Genomic DNA, 19,091 nt, shown 5'->3' with positions numbered 1-19,091 from the left:
GCGGGCGAGGTGGGGTGCGGCGGCGGTGACCTTGCCGGCCACGAGGGTCTGGAAGCGGGTCCAGGGGATGCGGCCGTCGGCGGACTCGGCGACCTCGCCGTCGACCCAGGCTGCTTCGGCGGCACTCAGGTTGCGGGTGGCTTCGGCGACGTGGATGGCGTAGGTGTCGCGGACCTCGAGGGCCTGCACCCGTGACCACAGGTTCGGGAGTCGGAGCGTGAGGTCGAGTGCGGCGGCGATGTAGCGGCGTCCGGCGTGGGTGCCGCGCCCCATCCGGGCGCCGAACTCGGCGGCGGCGAACTCGGTGACCTCGGGTGTCCCCTCCCCGCCGTAGAGCTTGGCCTTCTCCCGCCCGGGCTTGCCCGACTCGGCGGGGTCGAGGCGGTCCGCGGGGTGCGCCATGGCCCACTCGTAGGCCAGCGCCAGCAGCTCGGCGCCCATCCGCTGCCAGGTGCTCGCGCAGGCCGAGACGCGGTCCAGCACCTGGGTCTCGGTCCGGTCGCCGATCGCAGGCGCCGTCGACTCCGGGGCGGGCTCGGAGGCTGGCGACATGTCGCCATCATAGTCGAACACCAGTTCGAAGGCAAGAGAAGATCTCGTATCGCCAGTCGTCCTCCGCGACACCCACAAGGGTCGCCGCCACGGTCGATGCGACGCGCAGGGCGACGCGCGCCGCACTGTGCGATGTCTACGGAGAGCCCAGGCCCAGTGCGACGACGCGGATCCGGTCCTGCGCGTCGAGGAACAGCGTCACGCCCCACCACTCCAGGCACGCGGAGGTGACGTCGGCAGGGGAGGAGAGGGAGAGGGCGCGCAGCCCCTCCAGCTCGGCCGGGGCCTCGGCCGACCTCTCGGGACAGGTGCCGACGACGCCGTCGCGGAGCTCGTACCAGCCGCCGCTCTCGGCCAGGACGTCGAGCGCCGAGAACGGTCCCGAGCGCCCGGCGTACTCGGTCTGCAGCTCCCTGAAGACGCGCGCCGAGCGTCCCCGGTTGCGTGCCTCGGCCCACCGGCCGCCCGCCGGAGGGCTGCTACAGCAGCGGCAACCGCTTCTGGCTCCGCGGCAGGTGCTCGTAGCCGCGGGTCACGGCGTGCGCGAGGTGGGCGGGGTCGATCGGCCAGTCGCCGACCGAGAGCGCCTGAGCGAGCGGCACCCCGCGGCCGGCCAGGTCGCGGATCGTCTCGGCCACGACGCCGATGTCGGCGCGCTGGTCCATGACGAACTCCCGGTCCACGGGCGCCCCGTGCCCGGGCACGACGACCGTGCCGGACGTGCACAGCTGCAGCGTGACGTCGAGGGCCAGCGGCCACTCCATCGGGAAGGAGTCGGCGCCGTACGCCGGGGGACCGGACTCCTCGACCAGGTCGCCGGCCAGCACCACGTCGGCGTCGGGCACCCGCACGACCAGGTCGCCGGCGGTGTGGCCGCGTCCGGGGTGCACCAGCTCCAGGGCCCGGTCGCCGAGGTCGACCACCTCGACCGACGAGAACGGGTGGTCGGGCAGCACGACCGGGCTCGCGTCGACCTCGCCCGGCACCGGCTCCTCGCCGTCGTACGCCGGCCGGTCGGCCGCCCACGCGGCCAGCTCCTCGACGCACGTCTCGTGCGCGTGCACGGGCAGGGCGTCCCCGTAGGCCTCGCGCAGCGTCGCGGTGCCGAGCACGTGGTCGTGGTGGGCGTGGGTGGTCACGACCGCGACGACCTCGCCGGCACCGAGCGCGCGAGCCTGCTCCACGACCACCCAGCCCATCCGGGTCGAGGCGTGCGTGTCGACCACCACGAGGCCGCGCTCTCCGCCGACGTAGGTGGTGTTGGCGTCGTACCACTCGTGGCGGGCGACCCACACGCGGTCAGCGACCTCGACGAGGGCTGGGTGAGTGGCGGTCATGCCGCCACCCTAGGAGCGGGGTCAGCACACCCCGCCGTCGAGGTGCCGGCGCAGCAGCTCGCCGAGCTCGGCCGGGTTGGCAGCGGGTGGGCTGAAGCGCACGCGCTCGGAGTGCGAACCCTCGGCGTCGATCCAGCGCAGGTCCACGCCGGCAGGTGTGAGCGCGCCGAGGGAGGCGGCCAGCAGTCGGGCCGGAGGGAGCCCGGTGCGCCGCGAGACCGCCCGCCGCAGCTCCTCGCCGTGGCAGGTCGTGGCGTGCTGCGCGGCGCGCGTGAGGTAGCCGCGGTTGAGCACGTGCTCCTCGGAGAGGAAGTCGGCGACCGGGACGGGGGTGGCCCGCCCCCGCACCGTCAGGACGACCGCGGACGGCTCGAGCACGGCGACGCGGTGCTCCTCGGGGCAGCTGCCGCAGCGCTCGCTGACCCCGGGCGCCAGGCGTCCGGTGAGGTGCAGCCGGTCCGCCCGCGCGGGATCGCCTGTGTCGACGCCACCGACGAGGTGCAGCGACACCACCTCGCGCCGCGCGGCCGCGGTCAGCAGGGCCGCGTCCGCGCGGCACAGCAGCGTGGGCCGCCCGGAGTCGTCGTCCAGACCGAGGACCTCCTCGGCGAGGTCGACGGGCAGACCGTCCCGGCGGAGGTCCGCCGCAGCGGGGCAGGCGAGCACGCTCCGAGCGCGGGCCGCCACGGAGTAGGGGTCGCGCTGGGTTCCAGGGGAGCGGACGAGCGGCACGGGACCTCCGAGGTGCGGCGATGCAGTAGTTAGGCAAGCCTAACCTGACCTTGCGGTCCTGTCAGCACCTCGACCCAGCGGCTTGTAGCATTGGCACTCAGGCCTGCGGAGTGCCAGCGCAGGCCCCACGGGCCTCCGGGCCCCCCTCGACCGCAGACCTCGGAGGTGGACCGTGCAGGAGGACCGTCGGCTCGCCGTGCTGCGCGCCATCGTGGAGGACTACGTCCACACCGAGGAGCCGGTCGGGTCCAAGGCGCTCGTCGAGCGGCACGGCCTCGGCGTCTCGCCGGCCACGGTCCGCAACGACATGGCGGTGCTGGAGGAGGAGGGCTACATCACCCAGCCCCACACCAGCGCCGGTCGCGTCCCCACCGACAAGGGCTACCGGCTCTTCGTCGACCGGCTCACCACCGTCAAGCCGCTCTCGGCGGCGGAGAAGCGGGCCATCTCCTCCTTCCTCGACGGTGCCGTGGACCTCGACGACGTGGTCTCGCGCTCGGTGCGGCTGCTCTCGCAGCTGACCCGCCAGGTCGCCGTCGTGCAGTACCCCACGCTCTCCTCCTCCACCGTCCGCCACGTCGAGCTCGTCGCTCTCGCCCCGGAGCGGCTGCTGGTCGTGCTGATCCTCAGCACCGGCCGGGTCGAGCAGCGCCTGGTCGAGCTCACGTCCCCGCTCGGTGAGGAGGAGCTGGCCGCCCTGCGCAGCCGGGTCCTGCTCGCCGCCGTCGGGCAGCGGATCGCCGACGCGGTCACCGCGCTGCGTGACTCGGTGCCCCAGCAGCCGGAGCCCCAGCAGCCGGACCCCGAGCAGGCACCAGGCCAGGTCACGGACCCGACCGGCGCCGTGGTCGACGCACTCGTGGAGGCGATGAGCGACCACCGCTCCGACCAGCGGGTGGCGGTCGGCGGCGCGGCGAACCTCGCGCGCTACGGCGACAGCTTCGACTCCGCCGTACGACCCCTGCTCGAGGCGCTGGAGGAGCACGTCGTGCTGCTCAAGCTGCTCGGCGAGGCGGGCACCGGCGGGCTGGTCACCGTCCGGATCGGCGCGGAGGGTCCCTACGAGGAGCTCTCCTCCACCAGCGCGGTCTCCACCGGTTACGGCCCCGAGGACCAGTCGCTGGCGACCCTGGGCATCGTCGGCCCGACCCGCATGGACTACCCCGGCACCATGGCAGCCGTGCGCGCGGTCGCCCGCTACGTCACCCGCATCCTCGACGAGGCCTGACCCGCTCCCACCGGAGCAGCCGGGCCCCGCCGGCCCACCCCAGCCAGCACCCCGCACCCGAGCACAGGACAGGAAGCAACCGCCCGTGAGCCAGGACCTGTACGCGATCCTCGACGTCGCCCGAGACGCCGACGAGGCCACCATCAAGAAGGCCTACCGGAAGCTGGCCCGGCAGTACCACCCCGACGTCAACCCCGACCCCTCCGCCAAGGAGCGCTTCGGCGAGGTCTCCCGGGCCTACGAGGTGCTCTCGGACCCGCAGAAGCGCGCGGCCTACGACCGTGGCGGCGACCCCTTCGGCGGCATGGGCGGCGCCGGTGCGGGCGCCGGGTTCTCCTTCACCGACATCATGGACGCCTTCTTCGGCGGTGGTGCCCAGGGCACCGGCACCGGCCGGGGCCCGCGTCCGCGCGTGCGCCGCGGCCAGGACGCCCTCATCCGCCTGGAGATCGAGCTCGCCGAGGCCGCCTTCGGCGTCGCCCGCGAGATCAAGGTCGACACCGCGGTGACCTGCTCCACCTGCGCCGGCGAGGGCGCGGCGCCGGGCACGCACGCGATCCCGTGCGAGACCTGCCGCGGCCAGGGCGAGGTCGCCCACGTCCAGCGCTCCTTCCTCGGCGAGATCCGCACCCTGCGCCCGTGCGCGGCCTGTCGCGGCTTCGGCACCGTCATCCCCGACCCGTGCCGCGAGTGCTCGGGCGACGGCCGGGTCCGCTCGCGCCGCTCGCTCACGGTCAAGATCCCCGCCGGCGTCGACACCGGCACCCGGGTCCAGCTCGCCGAGCAGGGCGAGGTCGGTCCCGGCGGCGGTCCCGCCGGCGACCTGTACGTCGAGATCCACGTCGCCCCGCACCCGGTCTTCAAGCGCCAGGGCGACGACCTGCACTGCACCGTCACCGTCCCCATGACCGCCGCCGCGCTCGGCACGACCATCGAGATGCCCACGCTGGAGGCCGACGTGGTCGAGGGCGAGCCGACCACCGACCTCGAGACCTCCTTCGAGCTCGACGTCCGCCCCGGCACCCAGTCCGGCACCGAGCAGGTGCTGCGCGGCCGCGGGGTCCCCGGTCTGCGCGGCGGCCGCGGCGACCTGGTCGTCACCCTCGCCGTGGAGACGCCGACCCGGCTCGACGCACGCCAGGAGGAGCTGCTGCGCGAGCTCGCCGCCCTGCGCGGCGAGGAGGCCCCCGAGGGCACGGTCAAGCCGGGCGCGAAGTCGGTCTTCGGCCGCCTGCGCGACGCCTTCAACCCGCACTGATCCGGGTCACCCGATGAGCCTGCCCGTCCACCTGGTCCCCTCGCTCGACGGCGCCACTACTGGCAGCACGGTGGTGGTCGAGGGCGACGAGGCCCACCACGCCGTCGCCGTACGCCGCCTGCGGAGCGGTGAGCGGGTCGTGCTGACCGACGGGCTCGGTCGCGCCGTGGTCGGCGAGGTGGGGGAGACCGGCAAGCGACGGCTCGAGGTCGTGGTGACCTCGGTGACCTCCGAACCCGAGCCCTCCCCGGCCGTCACCGTCGTCCAGGCGCTGCCCAAGGGCGACCGCGGCGAACTGGCCGTGGAGGTGCTGACCGAGGTCGGCGTCGCCCGCGTCGTGCCGTGGGCCGCCGCACGCTCGGTCGCGGTGTGGAGGGGCGAGCGCGCCGAGAAGGGCCTGGCCAAGTGGCGCGCCACCGCCCGGGAGGCCGCCAAGCAGTCACGCCGCTCCTGGCACCCCGTCGTCGAGCCGCTCGCGACCACCGCCGAGGTGACCGACCTGGTGGCCGCCGCCGACCTCGCGGTCGTGCTGCACGAGGACGCCACCGCGCCGCTCGCCGGGCTCGAGGTGCCCGCGCAGGGGAGCGTCCTGGTCGTCGTCGGCCCCGAGGGCGGCATCGCGCCCGAGGAGCTCGACGCGCTCACGGCCGCCGGTGCTCGGTCGGTGCGCCTGGGAGCCGAGGTCCTGCGCACCTCGACCGCCGGCGTGACGGCCGTCGCGGCGCTGCTGTCCCGCACGGCCCGCTGGGGCTGACCCGGCTCAGCCGACGGTGATCGCCTTGGTGTCGAACATCGGCGGGTTGCCCTCGCCGCCGGACGGGTCGGACGTCATCGCGATGAAGGTGTAGGTGCCCGGGGCGAGGTCGGAGAGGTCCACCTCGGTCTCCCAGGGGTAGAGCGCGTCCATCCAGCCCTCTGCCGTGGCGAACCCGCGCGCCACGACCGCGTCGGAGCCGTCGCGGACCTCCCACGGGACGGTGGCCTCGAAGGAGGAGGCCACGCCGCTGGCGGTGAAGGTGTCGGGGACCTCCGCGCCCTCCTCGGGCGAGGTGACGTTGACCAGGGAGAGCACCTCCAGCTGGTCGGCGTTCTCGACGCCGTCGGCGGTGTCGATGCCGAAGAGGGTGGACGCGCCACCGGGCGACTCCACCACCACCGCGTCGCGGGTCTGCAGGGCGCCCTGGACGGTGTAGACGAGCGACTGCAGCGCGAGCTCCGCATCGGCCGCGGACAGGCCCGACGGGCGCTCGGTCCAGGCGTCGTCGGAGGTGGTCACGACGATCCGACCGTCCTCGCGGGCGACGGAGGAGAAGCCCCCGCCGTCGGGGAAGGCCGAGCGGTAGTCGGGGTCGGCCGGCACGCCCGCGGCCGCCATCTCGGCGGCGCCCAGCGCGGGCTCACCGCTGACCTTCCGGAACTCCCGGAACAGCCGCGGGCCGGAGCCGGTGTCACCGACGTAGTAGACCGGCACCGTCCCGGCCTCGGCCGGTTCCTCGGCCGGGGTGCTCGTGGCGTCGCCCGGCGAGGGCTCGGAGCTCGCCGAGGGGCTGTCCGAGACCTCCCCGGCGACCGGGTCGGTGACCGTGTCGTCCTCGCCGCAGGCGCTCACGGCGAGGAGGGTGGCCACGGCCAGGGCGGCGGCGAGGGAGGTACGACGGGGAGTGGTGCGCATGGTGTCCATGATGCCCGTGTGACGGCGCTTCATCGCACGACCACCGTCCGTGTGTCGGTCGTGGGCCCCGGACCCTCGGTTCCTCCCGAGGGGTCCGATGTGCTCGCGACGAAGGTGTAGGTGCCCGGCGCCAGGCCGCTCACGTCCACCTCGGTCTCCCAGGGGTAGAGCGCGCCCATCCAGCCCTCGGCCGTCGCGAACCCGTCGCGTACGACGCGGCCGCTCGCGTCCTCCAGCCGCCACGGCACCGTCGCCTCGTACGACGACGCCATGCCGTTGACGGTGAAGGACCCGGACACCTCCTGGCCCTCGGCGGGGGAGTCGACCTGCACGAGAGAAAGGACCGACAGGTCGTCACGGGACGTGACCGTCACGGGTCGACGAGGGCCTTCGGTGCGCACGTCGACAGTGACGGGCGCGCGCTCGTCCAGGAGGTCCCACACCGTGTAGACGACTTGCTCGATCCCCAGGTACGGCGCGGATCCGTCCAGGCCCAGGTCGATCGTGACGACGATCCCGTCATCGGTCTCTCGAGCCGACAGCAGGCGTGCCGCGGTCCATGGTGACCGGTAGTCGGGGTCCTCGGGCGTGCCCACGACCAGGGAGCGCAGCACAGCATGGAGCTGCGACTCGCCGTACCCGGCGTTGACGAAGGTCTGCTCGCCGAAGAGCCGGGGGCCCTGGGGCGTGGTGCCGATCCAGTAGAGCGTCGGCAGCTCGGCCCTCACGTCCTCGTCGGGTGTAGCAGACGGTGTGGGGGTGCCGACTGGATCGACCCCCCGCTCCGGGGGCCCGCCGACCACCAGTCCGACCGCGGCGACGGTGGCCGCTGCGGCGACGAGCCCGCCGCCGGCGTACCACCACCGCTGGCGCGAGGGCTGCACCCGCTCCCGGATCTCGCCGATCCGGTGGGCGGGCTCGACGTCGCTGACGGCGTCCTCCAGCAGGGCGGCGAGTCGTGCGTCGTCCATCAGTCCTCCTCCGCGAGGTAGGGCGCGAGCAGCTCGCGCAGCCGCGCGCCCCCGCGGGACGCGTGGGTCTTCACCGAGCCGGGCGAGATGCCGAGCGCGGCGGCGATCTCAGCCTCGGACAGGCCGGCGTAGTGGCGCAGCGCGAGCACCTCGCGCTGCCGCTCGGGCAGGTGCGCGAGGGCCGCCAGCACGGTGGCGCGGCGCTCGTCGGCGACCGCGGCCTCGTCCGCGCCCGGGACCCCGCCGTCGGGTCGTCGTCCCTCGGCGCGGGCGTGCCGCTCGACGACTCCGCGGTGACGCAGCGTCGAGCGCGACCCGTTGACCACGGCCTGCCGCAGGTAGGGCAGCGCGCGGTCCGGGTCGCGCAGCCGCCCCCAGCGGTCGTGGACGGCGACGAACGCGTCCTGCACGACCTCCTCGGCCGTGCCCAGGTCCCGCACGAGCAGGACCGCGAGCCGCACGAGCGGTCGCCAGTGCGCGGCGTACAACGCCTCCAGCGCCTCGTCGGCGCTCCAGGAGGAGCTCATGCGCACCCTCCCCTCGAGGGTCGGCACCGGGATCGTCACGCTAGTACGACGCACGACCCGCCGATCCGGTTGACATGAGACGATCGCCCCCGGGAGGGAACCCATGACCGCACAGTCCGACGACTGCCTGTTCTGCAAGATCGTGGCCGACGAGGTGCCGGCCGAGATCGTCCACGTCACCGAGCGCACGGTGGCGTTCCGCGACATCGACCCGCAGGCGCCGACCCACGTGCTGGTCGTGCCGCGGGCCCACTTCGCCAACGCCGGCGAGCTCGCGGTGGGCGACCCGGTCGCGATGGCCGAGCTCGTCGACGCCGCGCACGCCGTGGCGACCGCCGCGGGCCACGAGGACGGCTACCGCCTGGTGTTCAACACCGGGGCCAAGGCCGGGCAGACGGTCTTCCACACGCACGTGCACGTCCTGGCCGGCCGCGACCTGACCTGGCCCCCGGGATGAGCCGCCGGCTGGCCGCGCTCCTGCTCGCCGTCGTCGGCACCGTGGCGGTCGCGGCCACGTGGGAGCGCACCGACCGGCGTACCGGCTCCGCGGCCGACGTCCTCGAGCCGCCCGCCCCGCCGGAGGTGGCCGCCCAGCAGCTGCGCTCCGTCGACCCCGGCAAGCGGTTGCCGCTGCGCGAGGGCGAGCGCCGGATGACCCTGGAGATGGACGCCGCCTACACCCCGAGCGCCCCGACCGGCGCCGGCACCGACGACTACCGCTGCTTCCTGCTCGACCCCGGGCTGGAGGAGGACGTCTGGCTCACCGGCAGCCACGTGCTGCCCGGCAACCCCGACGTCGTGCACCACGTCATCCTCTTCGAGGTCGAGCCCGACCAGGTCGCCGCCGCGGAGGAGCAGGACGCCCAGACCGTCGACCCCGGCTGGACCTGCTTCGGCGGCACCGGCCTGGAGGGCGACTTCGCCCGCCTGACCGACGCCAACTGGCTGGCCGCCTGGGCCCCGGGCGGCGACGAGACCCGCACGCCCGACGGCCTCGGCACCCGGCTCGAGGCCGGGAGCCGCGTGGTGATGCAGGTGCACTACAACCTGCTGCAGGGGGCCGCCCCGGACACCTCGGCCACGCAGCTGCGCTGGCTGCCGGGCGACCGGGACCTCGACGCGCTGCACACCTACCTCATGCCGGCCCCGGTCGAGCTGCCGTGCCGCGCGGCCCGCGACGACGGCCCGCTGTGCGAGCGCGACGCCGCGATGGCCGACCTGCGCGAGCGCTTCGGCGGTGCGGCCTTCACCGCGGACGCCCTGCACCTGCTGTGCGGGGAACTCGAGGAGCCCTCGGAAACCACGACCTGCACCCGTCGTGTCTCCCAGGAGATGACCGTCCACGGCGTCGCCGGGCACATGCACCTGCTGGGACGCGAGATCAGCGTCGTGGCCAACGAGGGCACCGACCGCGAGCGGACCCTGCTCGACATCGACCTGTGGGACTTCGACGACCAGGGCAGCCGGCGGATCGAGCCCGCGACCCTGCGACCCGGCGACACCCTCACCGTCACCTGCCGCCACGAGCAGTGGCTGCGCGACAAGCTGCCCGCGTTCGACGGGCAGGAGGAGGACCGCTACGTCCTGTGGGGCGAGGGGTCGACCGACGAGATGTGCCTGGGCACGCTCCAGGTCACCTACGCCTCGGGCGAGCCCACCAGCGCCTTCTGAGCTCAGAGCAGGAGCCTCAGAGGTAGTAGAAGAGCCGCATCACGGCGAAGACCACCGGCAGCCCGAACACCACCAGCAGGAACCACGCGGTCCAGCGGTGGATCGGCTTGGTGGAGTCCAGCCGGCCGCCGAAGTCCAGCAGCGCTCCCTCGACGGTGTGGTGGGTCAGGCCCATCCGCCGGGCGTCGCCGGGCATCGCCTCGCCGGGGAACCAGTACGGCGGCAGCGACTCGTCGTCGGGATCCGGGTCCTCGTCGTCCCACTCGCGCAGGTGGGGGTCGAGTCCGGGCACGGCCCCCACGGTACGGGGTCGGGGTGCGCGGGCGGGGGAACTCGCTGGGAGGTCGCCACCCCACGCCGTACAGTGAAGGGGTTCCGACCAGCACGCCTCCCGACTGCAGAGAGGGCCCTCCCGGGCATCCATGACTGACGCGCACACGACCCGCCACACCGTGGTGGTCCCCAACAGCATCGACATGGTCAGCCTGCTCGGGCCCGGGGACGAGCACCTCGCGCAGCTGGAGGAGGCCCTCGACGCCGACCTGCACGTGCGCGGCAACCGGATCACGCTCATCGGCGAGCCGTCCGAGCTGGCGCTGGGCGAGCGGCTCCTCGACGAGCTGGTCACCATCCTGCGCACCGGGCAGAGCGTCACCGGCGACACCGTCGAGCGGGTCCTCGGCATGCTGCGGGCCGAGACCACCGAGCGCCCCGCCGACGTGCTGAGCCTCAACATCCTCTCCAACCGCGGCCGGTCGATCCGGCCCAAGACGCTGAACCAGAAGCGCTACGTCGACTCCATCGACGAGCACACGATCACCTTCGGCATCGGCCCCGCCGGCACCGGGAAGACCTACCTGGCCATGGCCAAGGCCGTGCAGGCGCTGCACGCGAAGCAGGCGAACCGGATCATCCTCACCCGCCCCGCGGTCGAGGCCGGCGAGCACCTCGGCTTCCTGCCGGGCACCCTGGGGGAGAAGATCGACCCTTATCTGCGCCCGCTCTACGACGCGCTGCACGACATGATCGACCCCGATTCGATCCCCAAGCTCATGGCGGCCGGCACCATCGAGGTCGCGCCCCTGGCCTACATGCGTGGGCGCGCGCAGCCGTACGACGCGAAGATCCTGACCCCGACGGGCTGGAGCACCATGGGCGAGCTCCGCGTCGGAGACCTCGTCGTCGGCCTCAACGGCCTGCCCACCCCCGTCCTCGGCATCCATCCGCAGGGGAGGAAGCCGGTCTATCGGGTCACGACCCAGGACGGTGCCTCCACAGTGGCCTGCGGCGAGCACCTGTGGACCGTGCAGACGCCCGAGGACAAGCGGGACGGGATGGTGCGCACGCTCGAGACCCAGGAGATGATCGGGTCCCTGCGTCGTGGACACGCCCGGAGGTACGAGCTCCCGCTCATCGACCCGGTCGAGTTCGAGAGCCAGCCCGTACCGATGGATCCCTACGCGCTGGGCTTGCTGCTCGGCGACGGCTGCATCACGACTGCCACGACACCCGGCTTCACCACCGCGGATCCTGAGCTGGCCCAGGCGCTGGAGGATCGGTTGCCGGACATCGAGCTGGTGAAGAAGTCCGACTACGACTACGTGCTGCGGCACAGCCAGGGCGGTCGCGGTGGTCTCCGTGTCGCCAACCCGGTCACGACCACGATCCGTGAGCTCGGACTGGCGGGCTGCACGTCGTCGACGAAGTTCGTGCCCGACAGCTACAAGTTCAACTCGGCGTGGGTGCGGATCTGGTTGCTCCAGGGACTGCTCGACACCGATGGCGGACCGGTGACCCAGGTGGGGCGGACCTGCCGCGTCCAGTACTCCACCACCTCGGCCCGGCTACGTGACGATGTCCTGTTCCTGGTCCGCTCCCTGGGCGGGGTCGCCTACGTCCGGACCCGGCCGGCGGCTGGTCGGGCGCCCGGCCGGGCGAATGGCCGACCGGTCGGTTACGTCCACGACGCGCACGTCATCGACATCCGGCTCCCGGAGGGTCTGACTCCGTTCAGACTGGGACGCAAGGCCGCCAAGTACGCCGAGACGGGCGGCGGTCGGCCGATGCGCTTCATCGACTCGATCGAGCCGATCGGCGAGCAGGACACCATGTGCATCCAGGTCGCGGCCGAGAACTCGCTCTACGTGACCGACGACTTCATCGTCACCCACAACACCTTGAACGACTCCTTCATCATCCTCGACGAGGCGCAGAACACCACGCCGGAGCAGATGAAGATGTTCCTGACCCGCCTGGGCTTCGGCTCCAAGATCGTGGTCACCGGCGACGTCACCCAGACCGACCTGCCCGGCGGTGTCCGCTCGGGACTGCGCGTGGTCGAGGACATCCTCGACGGCGTCGAGGACATCGGCTTCCACCGGCTCACCTCGGCCGACGTGGTGCGGCACAAGCTCGTGGGCCGGATCGTGGCGGCGTACGACGAGTTCGACGCCCGCGCACAGCAGGACGCTCCGCGCAGCGGCCCGCCGGCGCGCACGCACCGCAAGCAGCGCTCGTGACCCCGGGGCGCTCGTGACGAAGGGGCCCGGGCCGTCCACCGAGGCCGTGCGCGAGGATGGCCCCGTGAGCATCGAGGTCCTCGACGAGTCCGGGCGTGACGTGGACGTGCGCCGACTGAGCACGCTGAGCCGGTTCGTGATGGACCGGATGCGCGTCCACCCGCTGGCCGAGCTGTGCATCAAGGCGGTCGACGAGGCGACCATCGCCGAGCTCAACGAGCAGTGGATGGGCAAGGTCGGTCCCACCGACGTGCTGGCCTTCCCGATGGACGAGCTGCGCCCCGGGCTGGTGGGCGAGGAGCCCGAGGAGGGCGTCCTCGGCGACCTGGTGCTGTGCCCCGTCGTCGCCGAGCGCCAGGGCGAGACCGCCGGCCACGGGACCGTCGCCGAGCTGGACCTGCTCACGGTGCACGGGGTCCTGCACCTGCTGGGCTACGACCACGCCGAGCCCGAGGAGCACGCCGAGATGTTCGGCCTCCAGGACGAGCTGCTCGCCGCCTGGCGCGCCACCCTCACGTGATCCCGGGCGACGTCTGGCTGCTCGTCGCGGTCGCCTCCCTGGTCCTGCTCGCGGGGGTGTTCTCGGCCGCCGACGCCGCGCTCGGCTCCTTCTCCCAGGCGCGCGCGGGCGAGCTGGCCGCGGAGGACCGCGCCGGCTCCCGCCGGCTCCTGCACCTGCTCGAGGACGCCCCGCGCTACCTCAACACCGCGCTGCTGCTGCGCCTGGCGTGCGAGGTGACCGCGATCGTGCTGGCCACGCACCTGGTGCGCCAGCGCCTGCAGGAGTCGTGGGGCCTCACGGTGGCGGTGACCGTCGCGGTGATGCTGGTCGTCTCCTTCGTCGTCATCGGTGTCGCCCCCCGCACCCTGGGCCGCCAGCACTCGGAGTCCGTCGCGCTGCTCTCGGCCGGGCCGCTCACCTTCGTCACCCGCATCCTCGGCCCGCTCCCGCGGGTGCTGATCCTGCTGGGCAACGCCATCACCCCCGGCAAGGGCTTCAGCGACGGCCCGTTCTCCACCGAGACCGAGCTGCGCGAGCTCGTCGACCTCGCCGAGGCCTCCTCGCTCATCGAGAGCGAGGAGCGGCGGATGATCCACTCCGTCTTCGAGCTCGGCGACACCACCGCACGCGAGGTGATGGTCCCGCGCAACGACGTGGTCTTCGTCGAGCGCCACAAGAACCTGCGCCAGACCCTCTCGCTCTTCCTGCGCAGCGGCTTCAGCCGGGTGCCGGTGATCGAGGACAACCTCGACCGCGTCGTGGGCATCGCCTACCTCAAGGACCTCGTCCGTCGCGACTTCGACGAGCCCGACGCGGAGTTCACCGAGCGGATCGACTCGGTCATGCGCGAGCCCTACTTCGTGCCGGAGTCCAAGCCGGTCGACGACCTGCTGCGCGAGATGCAGGCCCGGCGCCAGCACGTCGCGGTCGTCGTCGACGAGTACGGCGGCACCGCCGGCCTCATCACCATCGAGGACATCCTCGAGGAGATCGTCGGGGAGATCAGCGACGAGTACGACCCCGAGGAGGTCCAGGCCGACGAGGTCGGGCCGGGGTTGTTCCGGGTGCCCTCGCGCTTCCCCGTCGACGACCTCGAGGAGCTCTTCGGCTTCGACGTCGAGGAGGAGGACGTCGACTCCGTCGGCGGGCTCATGGCCAAGCACCTCGGCCTCGTGCCGATCCCAGGCTCGACGGTGGAGGCCCACGACCTGCGGTTCGTCGCGGAGTCGGCCTCGGGACGCCGCAACAAGATCGACACCGTGCTCATCACGCGCGTGGAGCACGAGGAGGAGGACGAGGACGAGTGACCAGCACGAGTGACGAGCTGAGCGCCGAGGACAAGAAGCTGGTGACCCTGGCCCGGGCCACCCGCGCCCGCACCGGCGCCGCGGAGGGTGCCGCGGTCCGCGACAGCGACGGCCGCACCTACGCCGCCGCCACCGTCGACCTGCCCTCGCTGCAGGTCTCCGCGCTCGGCACCTGCATCGCGATGGCCGTGGCGTCGGGCTCGGCCGGCCTGGAAGCGGCCGTGGTGCTCAGCGAGGCCGCGGAGCTGGCCGCCGCCGACCTGGCCGCGGTCCGCGACTTCGCCGGGGCCGGCGTGGTGCTGCACCTCGGCGACCCGCGCGGGACGATCGGCGCGTCCAGCACCTCTTGAGGCATACCCGTGGGGGTAGCGTCGTCGGTGTGAGGGACGTCCGGGACCCCTGGCGGGAGCACGCGGCCGCGGTCGAGCGGCTGCAGGCGTCGTACGCCGCGATCCCGCCGGGCGTGCCCGTCCGGCTCGCGAAGCGCACCTCCAACCTGTTCCGCCCGCGGGCGGCGACCGGCTCGCCGGGGCTGGACGTGAGCGACCTGGACGGCGTCATCGAGGTGGACCGGGCGGCGCGGACCGCCGAGGTCCAGGGCATGTGCACCTACGAGGACCTCGTCGACGCCACGCTCGCCCACGGGTTGGTCCCGACCGTCGTGCCGCAGCTGCGCACCATCACGCTGGGCGGGGCCGTCACGGGGCTCGGCATCGAGTCCACGAGCTTCCGGCTCGGGCTGCCGCACGAGGCCGTCCAGGAGATGGACGTGCTCACCGGCGCCGGCGAGGTGGTGACCACCCGTCCCGGCGACGCGCTCTTCGACGCCTTCCCCAACTCCTACGGCTCCCTGGGCTACGCCACCCGGCTGAGGATCGAGCTGGTCGAGGCCCCCGGCCACGTGCGGCTGCAGCACGTGCGGTTCGACGACCGGGGCCGGCTGGCCGAGGCGGTCGCGGAGATCACCGGGACCGGCGAGCACGAGGGCGTGCGCGTCGACGCCCTCGACGGCACGGTCTTCGGCCCGCACGAGGCCTACTTGACGCTCGCGCGCTGGGCCGAGGGCCCCGCCCGCGATGCCAGCGACTACACCCGGGACCGGATCTTCTTCCAGAGCCTCCAGGAGCGCGAGCACGACGTGCTGAGCACCGACGACTACCTCTGGCGCTGGGACACCGACTGGTTCTGGTGCTCCGGGGCGCTGGGCCTGCACCGGCCGCTGGTGCGCCGGCTGTGGCCGCGGCGCTGGCGCCGCAGTGACGTCTACCACCGGCTGGTCGGGCTGGACACCCGCTTCGGGATCGTCGAGCGGCTCGACCGCCGAGCGGGGCGGCCGCAGCGCGAGCGGGTCGTCCAGGACGTCGAGGTCCCGGTGGAGCGGCTGCCGGAGTTCCTCGACTGGTTCGACGAGCTGGTGGGCATGACGCCGGTGTGGATCTGCCCGCTCGTCGCGCAGCGCGACTGGCCGACGTACCCGCTCGAGCCGGGGGAGACCTACGTCAACGTCGGCTTCTGGGGCACCGTGCCGGTCGGCCCCGAGGCCCCCGACGGACCCGTCAACCGCGCGGTCGAGGACAAGGTCCTCGAGCTCGGCGGCCACAAGTCGCTCTACTCCGAGGCGTTCTACGACCGCGCCACCTTCGACCGGCTCTACGACGGCGCCCACCTGGCAGCCGTCAAGGCTGCCCACGACCCCGACGACCGGTTGACCTCCCTCTACGACAAGGCGGTGCGCAGGCGATGACCCCAGCCCACGACGGCGACGGCAACGGCAACGGCAAGGGCAACGGCAACGGCGGCAGGACCTCGATCGGCGAGGCGGTGGCCTCGCTGCTGCGCGACGGCATGCCCGTGCGCTTCGAGGCGTACGACGGCAGCGTGGCCGGTCCCCGGGACGCGACGATCACCTTGGAGCTGAAGAACTCGCGCGGCCTGTCCTACCTCCTGACCGCCCCCGGCGACCTGGGCATGGCCCGCGCCTACGTCTCCGGTGACCTCGACATCCACGGCGTCCACCCGGGCGACCCCTACGAGGCGATGCGGCTCCTGCAGAGCCACCTCCGGTTCCGCGCACCGAGCCTCGGCGAGGCGGTCTCGCTCGTGCGCGGGCTGGCCTCGACGGTCGGGCTCTCAGCCCTCAAGCCGCCGCCCCCGCCGCCCCAGGAGCACCTCCCACGCTGGCGCCGGACCGTCGAGGGGCTGCGGCACTCCCTCAGCCGCGACGCCGAGGTGATCTCGCACCACTACGACGTCTCCAACGCCTTCTACGAGCTCGTGCTCGGGCCCTCGATGGCCTACACCTGCGCGGTCTTCCCCGAGCAGGACGCCACCTTGGAGCAGGCCCAGTTCGAGAAGTTCGACCTCGTGTGCCGCAAGCTCGGCCTGCAGCCCGGGATGCGGCTGTTGGACGTCGGCTGCGGCTGGGGCGGCATGGTCCGGCACGCCGCGAGGCACTACGGCGTGCAGGCGCTCGGGGTCACCCTGAGCCGCGAGCAGGCGTCGTGGGCCAAGGAGGCCATCGACCGCGACGGGCTCGGGGACCTCGTGGAGGTCCGGCACAGCGACTACCGCGACGTGCTCGAGGGCGACTTCGACGCCATCAGCTCCATCGGGCTCACCGAGCACATCGGGGTCAGGCAGTACCCGGCGTACTTCGGCTTCCTGCGCGACCACCTGCGTCCCCGGGGCCGGCTGCTGAACCACTGCATCACCCGCCACGACAACCGCCCGCGCGAGGTCGGGGCCTTCATCGACCGCTACGTCTTCCCCGACGGGGAGCTGACCGGTGTCGGCACGGTCATCAGCGCAGCCCAGGACGCCGGTCTGGAGGTCGTGCACGAGGAGAACCTGCGCCTCCACTACGCCCTCACGCTGCGCGAGTGGTGCCGCAACCTGGTGGAGCACTGGGACGAGGCGGTCGCCGAGGTCGGCGAGGGGACGGCCCGCGTCTGGGGGCTCTACATGGCCGGCAGCCGGATCGCCTTCGAGCGCAACGAGATTCAGCTGCACCAGGTGCTGGCCGTGCGGACCGACGACGAGGGCCGCGACGGATTCCCCCTGCGTCCGACCTGGTGAGTAGGGTCCGGACGTGAGCGTCCGAGCCCAGCAGCACTCCGCGACCGTCCTGGGTCGTGAGCGGTTGGCCGACCACCTCCTGCGCCTGCGCCTCGGAGGCGAGGGCCTGGCCGGTTTCACCAGCACCGGGCTGCCCGACGAGTGGGTGGCCCTCGTGGTGCCCGGGCAGTTCCAGTCGCGCTACTACACCGTGCGCTCCTGGGACGGCTCCGAGCTCGTGCTCGACGTGGTCGTCCACAACGAGGGCCTGGTCACCGAGTGGGCCCAGCGCCCGGAGGGCGTGGTCGGGGAGACCGTGGTGGTCACCGACCCCAAGGGCTCGTTCACCCCGCCCGCCGACGCGGGCTGGCTGATGCTCGTCGGCGACCTCACCGCGCTGCCCGCGATCGCGCGGATCTGCTCCTCCACGGACCTGCCGGTCCGGGTCTGGGCCGAGGTGCCCGAGCGCCCCCAGGGCTACCTCCCCGACACCGTCGAGGTGACCTGGCTCGCCCAGCCCGGGGACGGGCAGTCCGCGCTGGCCGACGTCGTCGCGGACCTCACCTGGCCCGAGGGCCCCGGCTACTTCTGGATGGCGGGCGAGTCCGCGCAGATGCGCGCGATCCGCAAGCACCTCATGCGCGACGTTCGGCTGCCCTCCGAGCAGTACGACGTCATGGGCTACTGGCGCGGAGGCCAGGCCCGCCAGCCGCGCGCCGTCGACCCCGGCCCGATCTGGCGCGCGGGCAAGGCCGCGGGCAAGAGCGACGAGGAGATCTGGGCCGACTACGACCAGGCACGGGACGACCAGGCACGGGAGGCCCAGTGATGACAGACCAGCAGCACCGCTCGGGTTTCGCCTCCTTCGTGGGGCGGCCCAACGCCGGCAAGTCGACCCTGACCAACGCCCTGGTCGGGCAGAAGGTCGCCATCACCAGCGACAAGCCGCAGACCACCCGCACCGTCGTGCGCGGCATCGTGCACCGCCCCGACGCCCAGCTGATCCTCGTGGACACCCCCGGCCTGCACCGCCCCCGCACGCTCCTCGGCGAGCGGCTCAACGACCTGGTCACCACGACCTGGGCGGAGGTCGACGTCGTGGCGGTCTGCTTCCCCAGCAACGAGAAGATCGGCCCCGGCGACCGGTTCATCGTCGGGGAGCTGGCCAAGGTGCGGCGTACGACGAAGATCGCCGTGGCCACCAAGACCGACCTCGCCTCTCCCGAGCGGATCGGCCAGCACCTGCTGGACATCCAGCAGCTCGGCGTGGAGACGGGTACCGACTGGGCCGAGATCGTCCCCGTCTCGGCCAAGGCCGGTGACCAGGTGGACCTGCTGGCCGACCTGCTCGTCGGGATGCTCCCGGAGGGGCCGCAGCTCTACCCCGAGGGTGAGCTCACCGACAGCCCCGAGGAGATCCTGGCCGCCGAGCTGATCCGCGAGGCCGCTCTCGACGGCGTGCGCGACGAGCTCCCGCACTCCATCGCCGTCGTGGTCGAGGAGATGGGTCTGCGCGAGGGCCGTTCGGAGGACAAGCCGCTGCTCGACATCCACGCCAACCTCTATGTCGAGCGCGACTCCCAGAAGGGGATCATGATCGGCCACAAGGGGGCCCGGCTGCGCCAGGTCGGCACGGTGGCGCGCAAGCAGATCGAGGCGATGCTGGGCACGCCGGTCTACCTCGACCTGCACGTCAAGGTCGCCAAGGACTGGCAGCGCGACCCGCGCCAGCTGCGCAAGCTCGGCTTCTAGCCCGAGCGC

Annotated in this window: 18 protein-coding genes and 4 pseudogenes; 15 read left to right on the top strand and 7 right to left on the bottom strand. The window is 73.1% G+C overall.

What is annotated here, in order from left to right; translation table 11 throughout:
- From Q1V71_RS12890 to Q1V71_RS12880, 3 genes and pseudogenes are all read right to left on the bottom strand, one after another.
- Positions 1–552 (bottom strand): annotated as a pseudogene (locus Q1V71_RS12890) (hypothetical protein); the annotation flags it as partial.
- A 479-nt stretch (positions 553–1,031) separates the two neighbouring features.
- The gene (locus Q1V71_RS12885) at positions 1,032–1,889 is read right to left on the bottom strand and encodes an MBL fold metallo-hydrolase (RefSeq protein ID WP_300644220.1); all 858 of its coding nucleotides are present in this window, start codon (positions 1,887–1,889) and stop codon (positions 1,032–1,034) included.
- 21 nt (positions 1,890–1,910) lie between these two features.
- Complete coding sequence (locus Q1V71_RS12880; protein ID WP_300644219.1) at positions 1,911–2,621, bottom strand: hypothetical protein; 711 nt, start codon at positions 2,619–2,621, stop codon at positions 1,911–1,913.
- Positions 2,622–2,793: 172 nt separating this feature from the next.
- Here Q1V71_RS12880 and hrcA point away from each other — a divergent pair, with 172 nt between their 5' ends.
- The 3 genes from hrcA (at position 2,794) to Q1V71_RS12865 (ending at position 5,861) form a co-directional block, all read left to right on the top strand.
- Positions 2,794–3,849 (top strand): heat-inducible transcriptional repressor HrcA, encoded by a 1,056-nt coding sequence (gene hrcA, locus Q1V71_RS12875; protein ID WP_300644218.1) that lies wholly within the window; start codon positions 2,794–2,796, stop codon positions 3,847–3,849.
- An 85-nt stretch (positions 3,850–3,934) separates the two neighbouring features.
- Positions 3,935–5,107, top strand: a complete 1,173-nt coding sequence (dnaJ, locus tag Q1V71_RS12870) for a molecular chaperone DnaJ (RefSeq protein WP_300644217.1) — start codon at positions 3,935–3,937, stop codon at positions 5,105–5,107.
- A gap of 13 nt (positions 5,108–5,120) precedes the next feature.
- Complete coding sequence (locus Q1V71_RS12865; RefSeq protein ID WP_300644216.1) at positions 5,121–5,861, top strand: 16S rRNA (uracil(1498)-N(3))-methyltransferase; 741 nt, start codon at positions 5,121–5,123, stop codon at positions 5,859–5,861.
- 6 nt (positions 5,862–5,867) lie between these two features.
- On the opposite strand, the gene Q1V71_RS12860 is transcribed toward Q1V71_RS12865, so the two are convergent.
- The 3 genes from Q1V71_RS12860 to Q1V71_RS12850 are packed head-to-tail and all read right to left on the bottom strand — an operon-like array spanning position 5,868 to position 8,277.
- Positions 5,868–6,779: a Gmad2 immunoglobulin-like domain-containing protein gene (locus Q1V71_RS12860; protein ID WP_300644215.1), complete on the bottom strand. Its 912-nt coding sequence runs from the start codon at positions 6,777–6,779 to the stop codon at positions 5,868–5,870.
- A 29-nt stretch (positions 6,780–6,808) separates the two neighbouring features.
- Entirely contained in the window at positions 6,809–7,750 is a 942-nt protein-coding gene (locus Q1V71_RS12855; protein ID WP_300644214.1) for a Gmad2 immunoglobulin-like domain-containing protein, read from the bottom strand.
- The gene (locus Q1V71_RS12850; RefSeq protein WP_300644213.1) at positions 7,750–8,277 is read right to left on the bottom strand and encodes a SigE family RNA polymerase sigma factor; all 528 of its coding nucleotides are present in this window, start codon (positions 8,275–8,277) and stop codon (positions 7,750–7,752) included. The genes Q1V71_RS12855 and Q1V71_RS12850 overlap by 1 nt, the downstream gene beginning before the upstream one ends.
- 103 nt (positions 8,278–8,380) lie before the next feature.
- On the opposite strand from Q1V71_RS12850, the gene Q1V71_RS12845 reads away from it, so the two are divergent.
- Both Q1V71_RS12845 and Q1V71_RS12840 read left to right on the top strand, forming a co-directional pair.
- The gene (locus Q1V71_RS12845; protein ID WP_300644212.1) at positions 8,381–8,734 is read left to right on the top strand and encodes an HIT domain-containing protein; all 354 of its coding nucleotides are present in this window, start codon (positions 8,381–8,383) and stop codon (positions 8,732–8,734) included.
- A complete protein-coding gene (locus Q1V71_RS12840; protein WP_300644211.1) occupies positions 8,731–9,948 on the top strand; it encodes a hypothetical protein in 1,218 nt (405 codons plus the stop codon). The genes Q1V71_RS12845 and Q1V71_RS12840 overlap by 4 nt, the downstream gene beginning before the upstream one ends.
- A 16-nt stretch (positions 9,949–9,964) precedes the next feature.
- Here the strand turns inward: Q1V71_RS12840 and Q1V71_RS12835 are convergent, their stop codons facing one another.
- Complete coding sequence (locus tag Q1V71_RS12835; RefSeq protein ID WP_300644210.1) at positions 9,965–10,240, bottom strand: hypothetical protein; 276 nt, start codon at positions 10,238–10,240, stop codon at positions 9,965–9,967.
- 130 nt (positions 10,241–10,370) lie between these two features.
- On the opposite strand from Q1V71_RS12835, the pseudogene Q1V71_RS12830 reads away from it, so the two are divergent.
- The 10 genes and pseudogenes from Q1V71_RS12830 to era form a co-directional block, all read left to right on the top strand.
- Positions 10,371–11,147, top strand: a pseudogene (locus Q1V71_RS12830) (PhoH family protein); the annotation flags it as partial.
- A gap of 135 nt (positions 11,148–11,282) precedes the next feature.
- Positions 11,283–11,849 (top strand): annotated as a pseudogene (locus Q1V71_RS12825) (LAGLIDADG family homing endonuclease); the annotation flags it as partial.
- A gap of 273 nt (positions 11,850–12,122) precedes the next feature.
- Positions 12,123–12,467, top strand: a pseudogene (locus Q1V71_RS12820) (PhoH family protein); the annotation flags it as partial.
- A 64-nt stretch (positions 12,468–12,531) separates the two neighbouring features.
- On the top strand, positions 12,532–12,987 hold the full coding sequence (gene ybeY / locus Q1V71_RS12815; RefSeq protein ID WP_300644209.1) for an rRNA maturation RNase YbeY: 456 nt from the start codon (positions 12,532–12,534) through the stop codon (positions 12,985–12,987).
- Entirely contained in the window at positions 12,987–14,276 is a 1,290-nt protein-coding gene (locus Q1V71_RS12810; RefSeq protein ID WP_300644223.1) for a hemolysin family protein, read from the top strand. Before ybeY ends, Q1V71_RS12810 begins: the two co-directional genes overlap by 1 nt.
- Positions 14,273–14,626 carry a cytidine deaminase gene (locus Q1V71_RS12805; protein ID WP_300644208.1) on the top strand — a complete coding sequence of 118 codons (354 nt, stop codon included), beginning with the start codon at positions 14,273–14,275 and terminating at the stop codon, positions 14,624–14,626. The genes Q1V71_RS12810 and Q1V71_RS12805 overlap by 4 nt, the downstream gene beginning before the upstream one ends.
- Before the next feature lie 29 nt (positions 14,627–14,655).
- A complete protein-coding gene (locus Q1V71_RS12800) occupies positions 14,656–16,020 on the top strand; it encodes an FAD-binding oxidoreductase (RefSeq protein ID WP_300644207.1) in 1,365 nt (454 codons plus the stop codon).
- The gene (locus tag Q1V71_RS12795) at positions 16,017–17,351 is read left to right on the top strand and encodes a cyclopropane-fatty-acyl-phospholipid synthase family protein (protein ID WP_300644206.1); all 1,335 of its coding nucleotides are present in this window, start codon (positions 16,017–16,019) and stop codon (positions 17,349–17,351) included. Before Q1V71_RS12800 ends, Q1V71_RS12795 begins: the two co-directional genes overlap by 4 nt.
- Before the next feature lie 13 nt (positions 17,352–17,364).
- Positions 17,365–18,159 (top strand): siderophore-interacting protein, encoded by a 795-nt coding sequence (locus Q1V71_RS12790; RefSeq protein ID WP_300644205.1) that lies wholly within the window; start codon positions 17,365–17,367, stop codon positions 18,157–18,159.
- The gene (era, locus tag Q1V71_RS12785) at positions 18,159–19,082 is read left to right on the top strand and encodes a GTPase Era (RefSeq protein ID WP_300644204.1); all 924 of its coding nucleotides are present in this window, start codon (positions 18,159–18,161) and stop codon (positions 19,080–19,082) included. Before Q1V71_RS12790 ends, era begins: the two co-directional genes overlap by 1 nt.
- Positions 19,083–19,091: the final 9 nt, after the last annotated feature.

Source organism: Nocardioides sp., from assembly GCF_030149505.1.
Lineage (GTDB): Bacteria > Actinomycetota > Actinomycetes > Propionibacteriales > Nocardioidaceae > Nocardioides.
The sequence above is the reverse complement of the archived record's forward strand: the minus strand, read 5'-3'. Positions and strand labels throughout refer to the sequence as shown.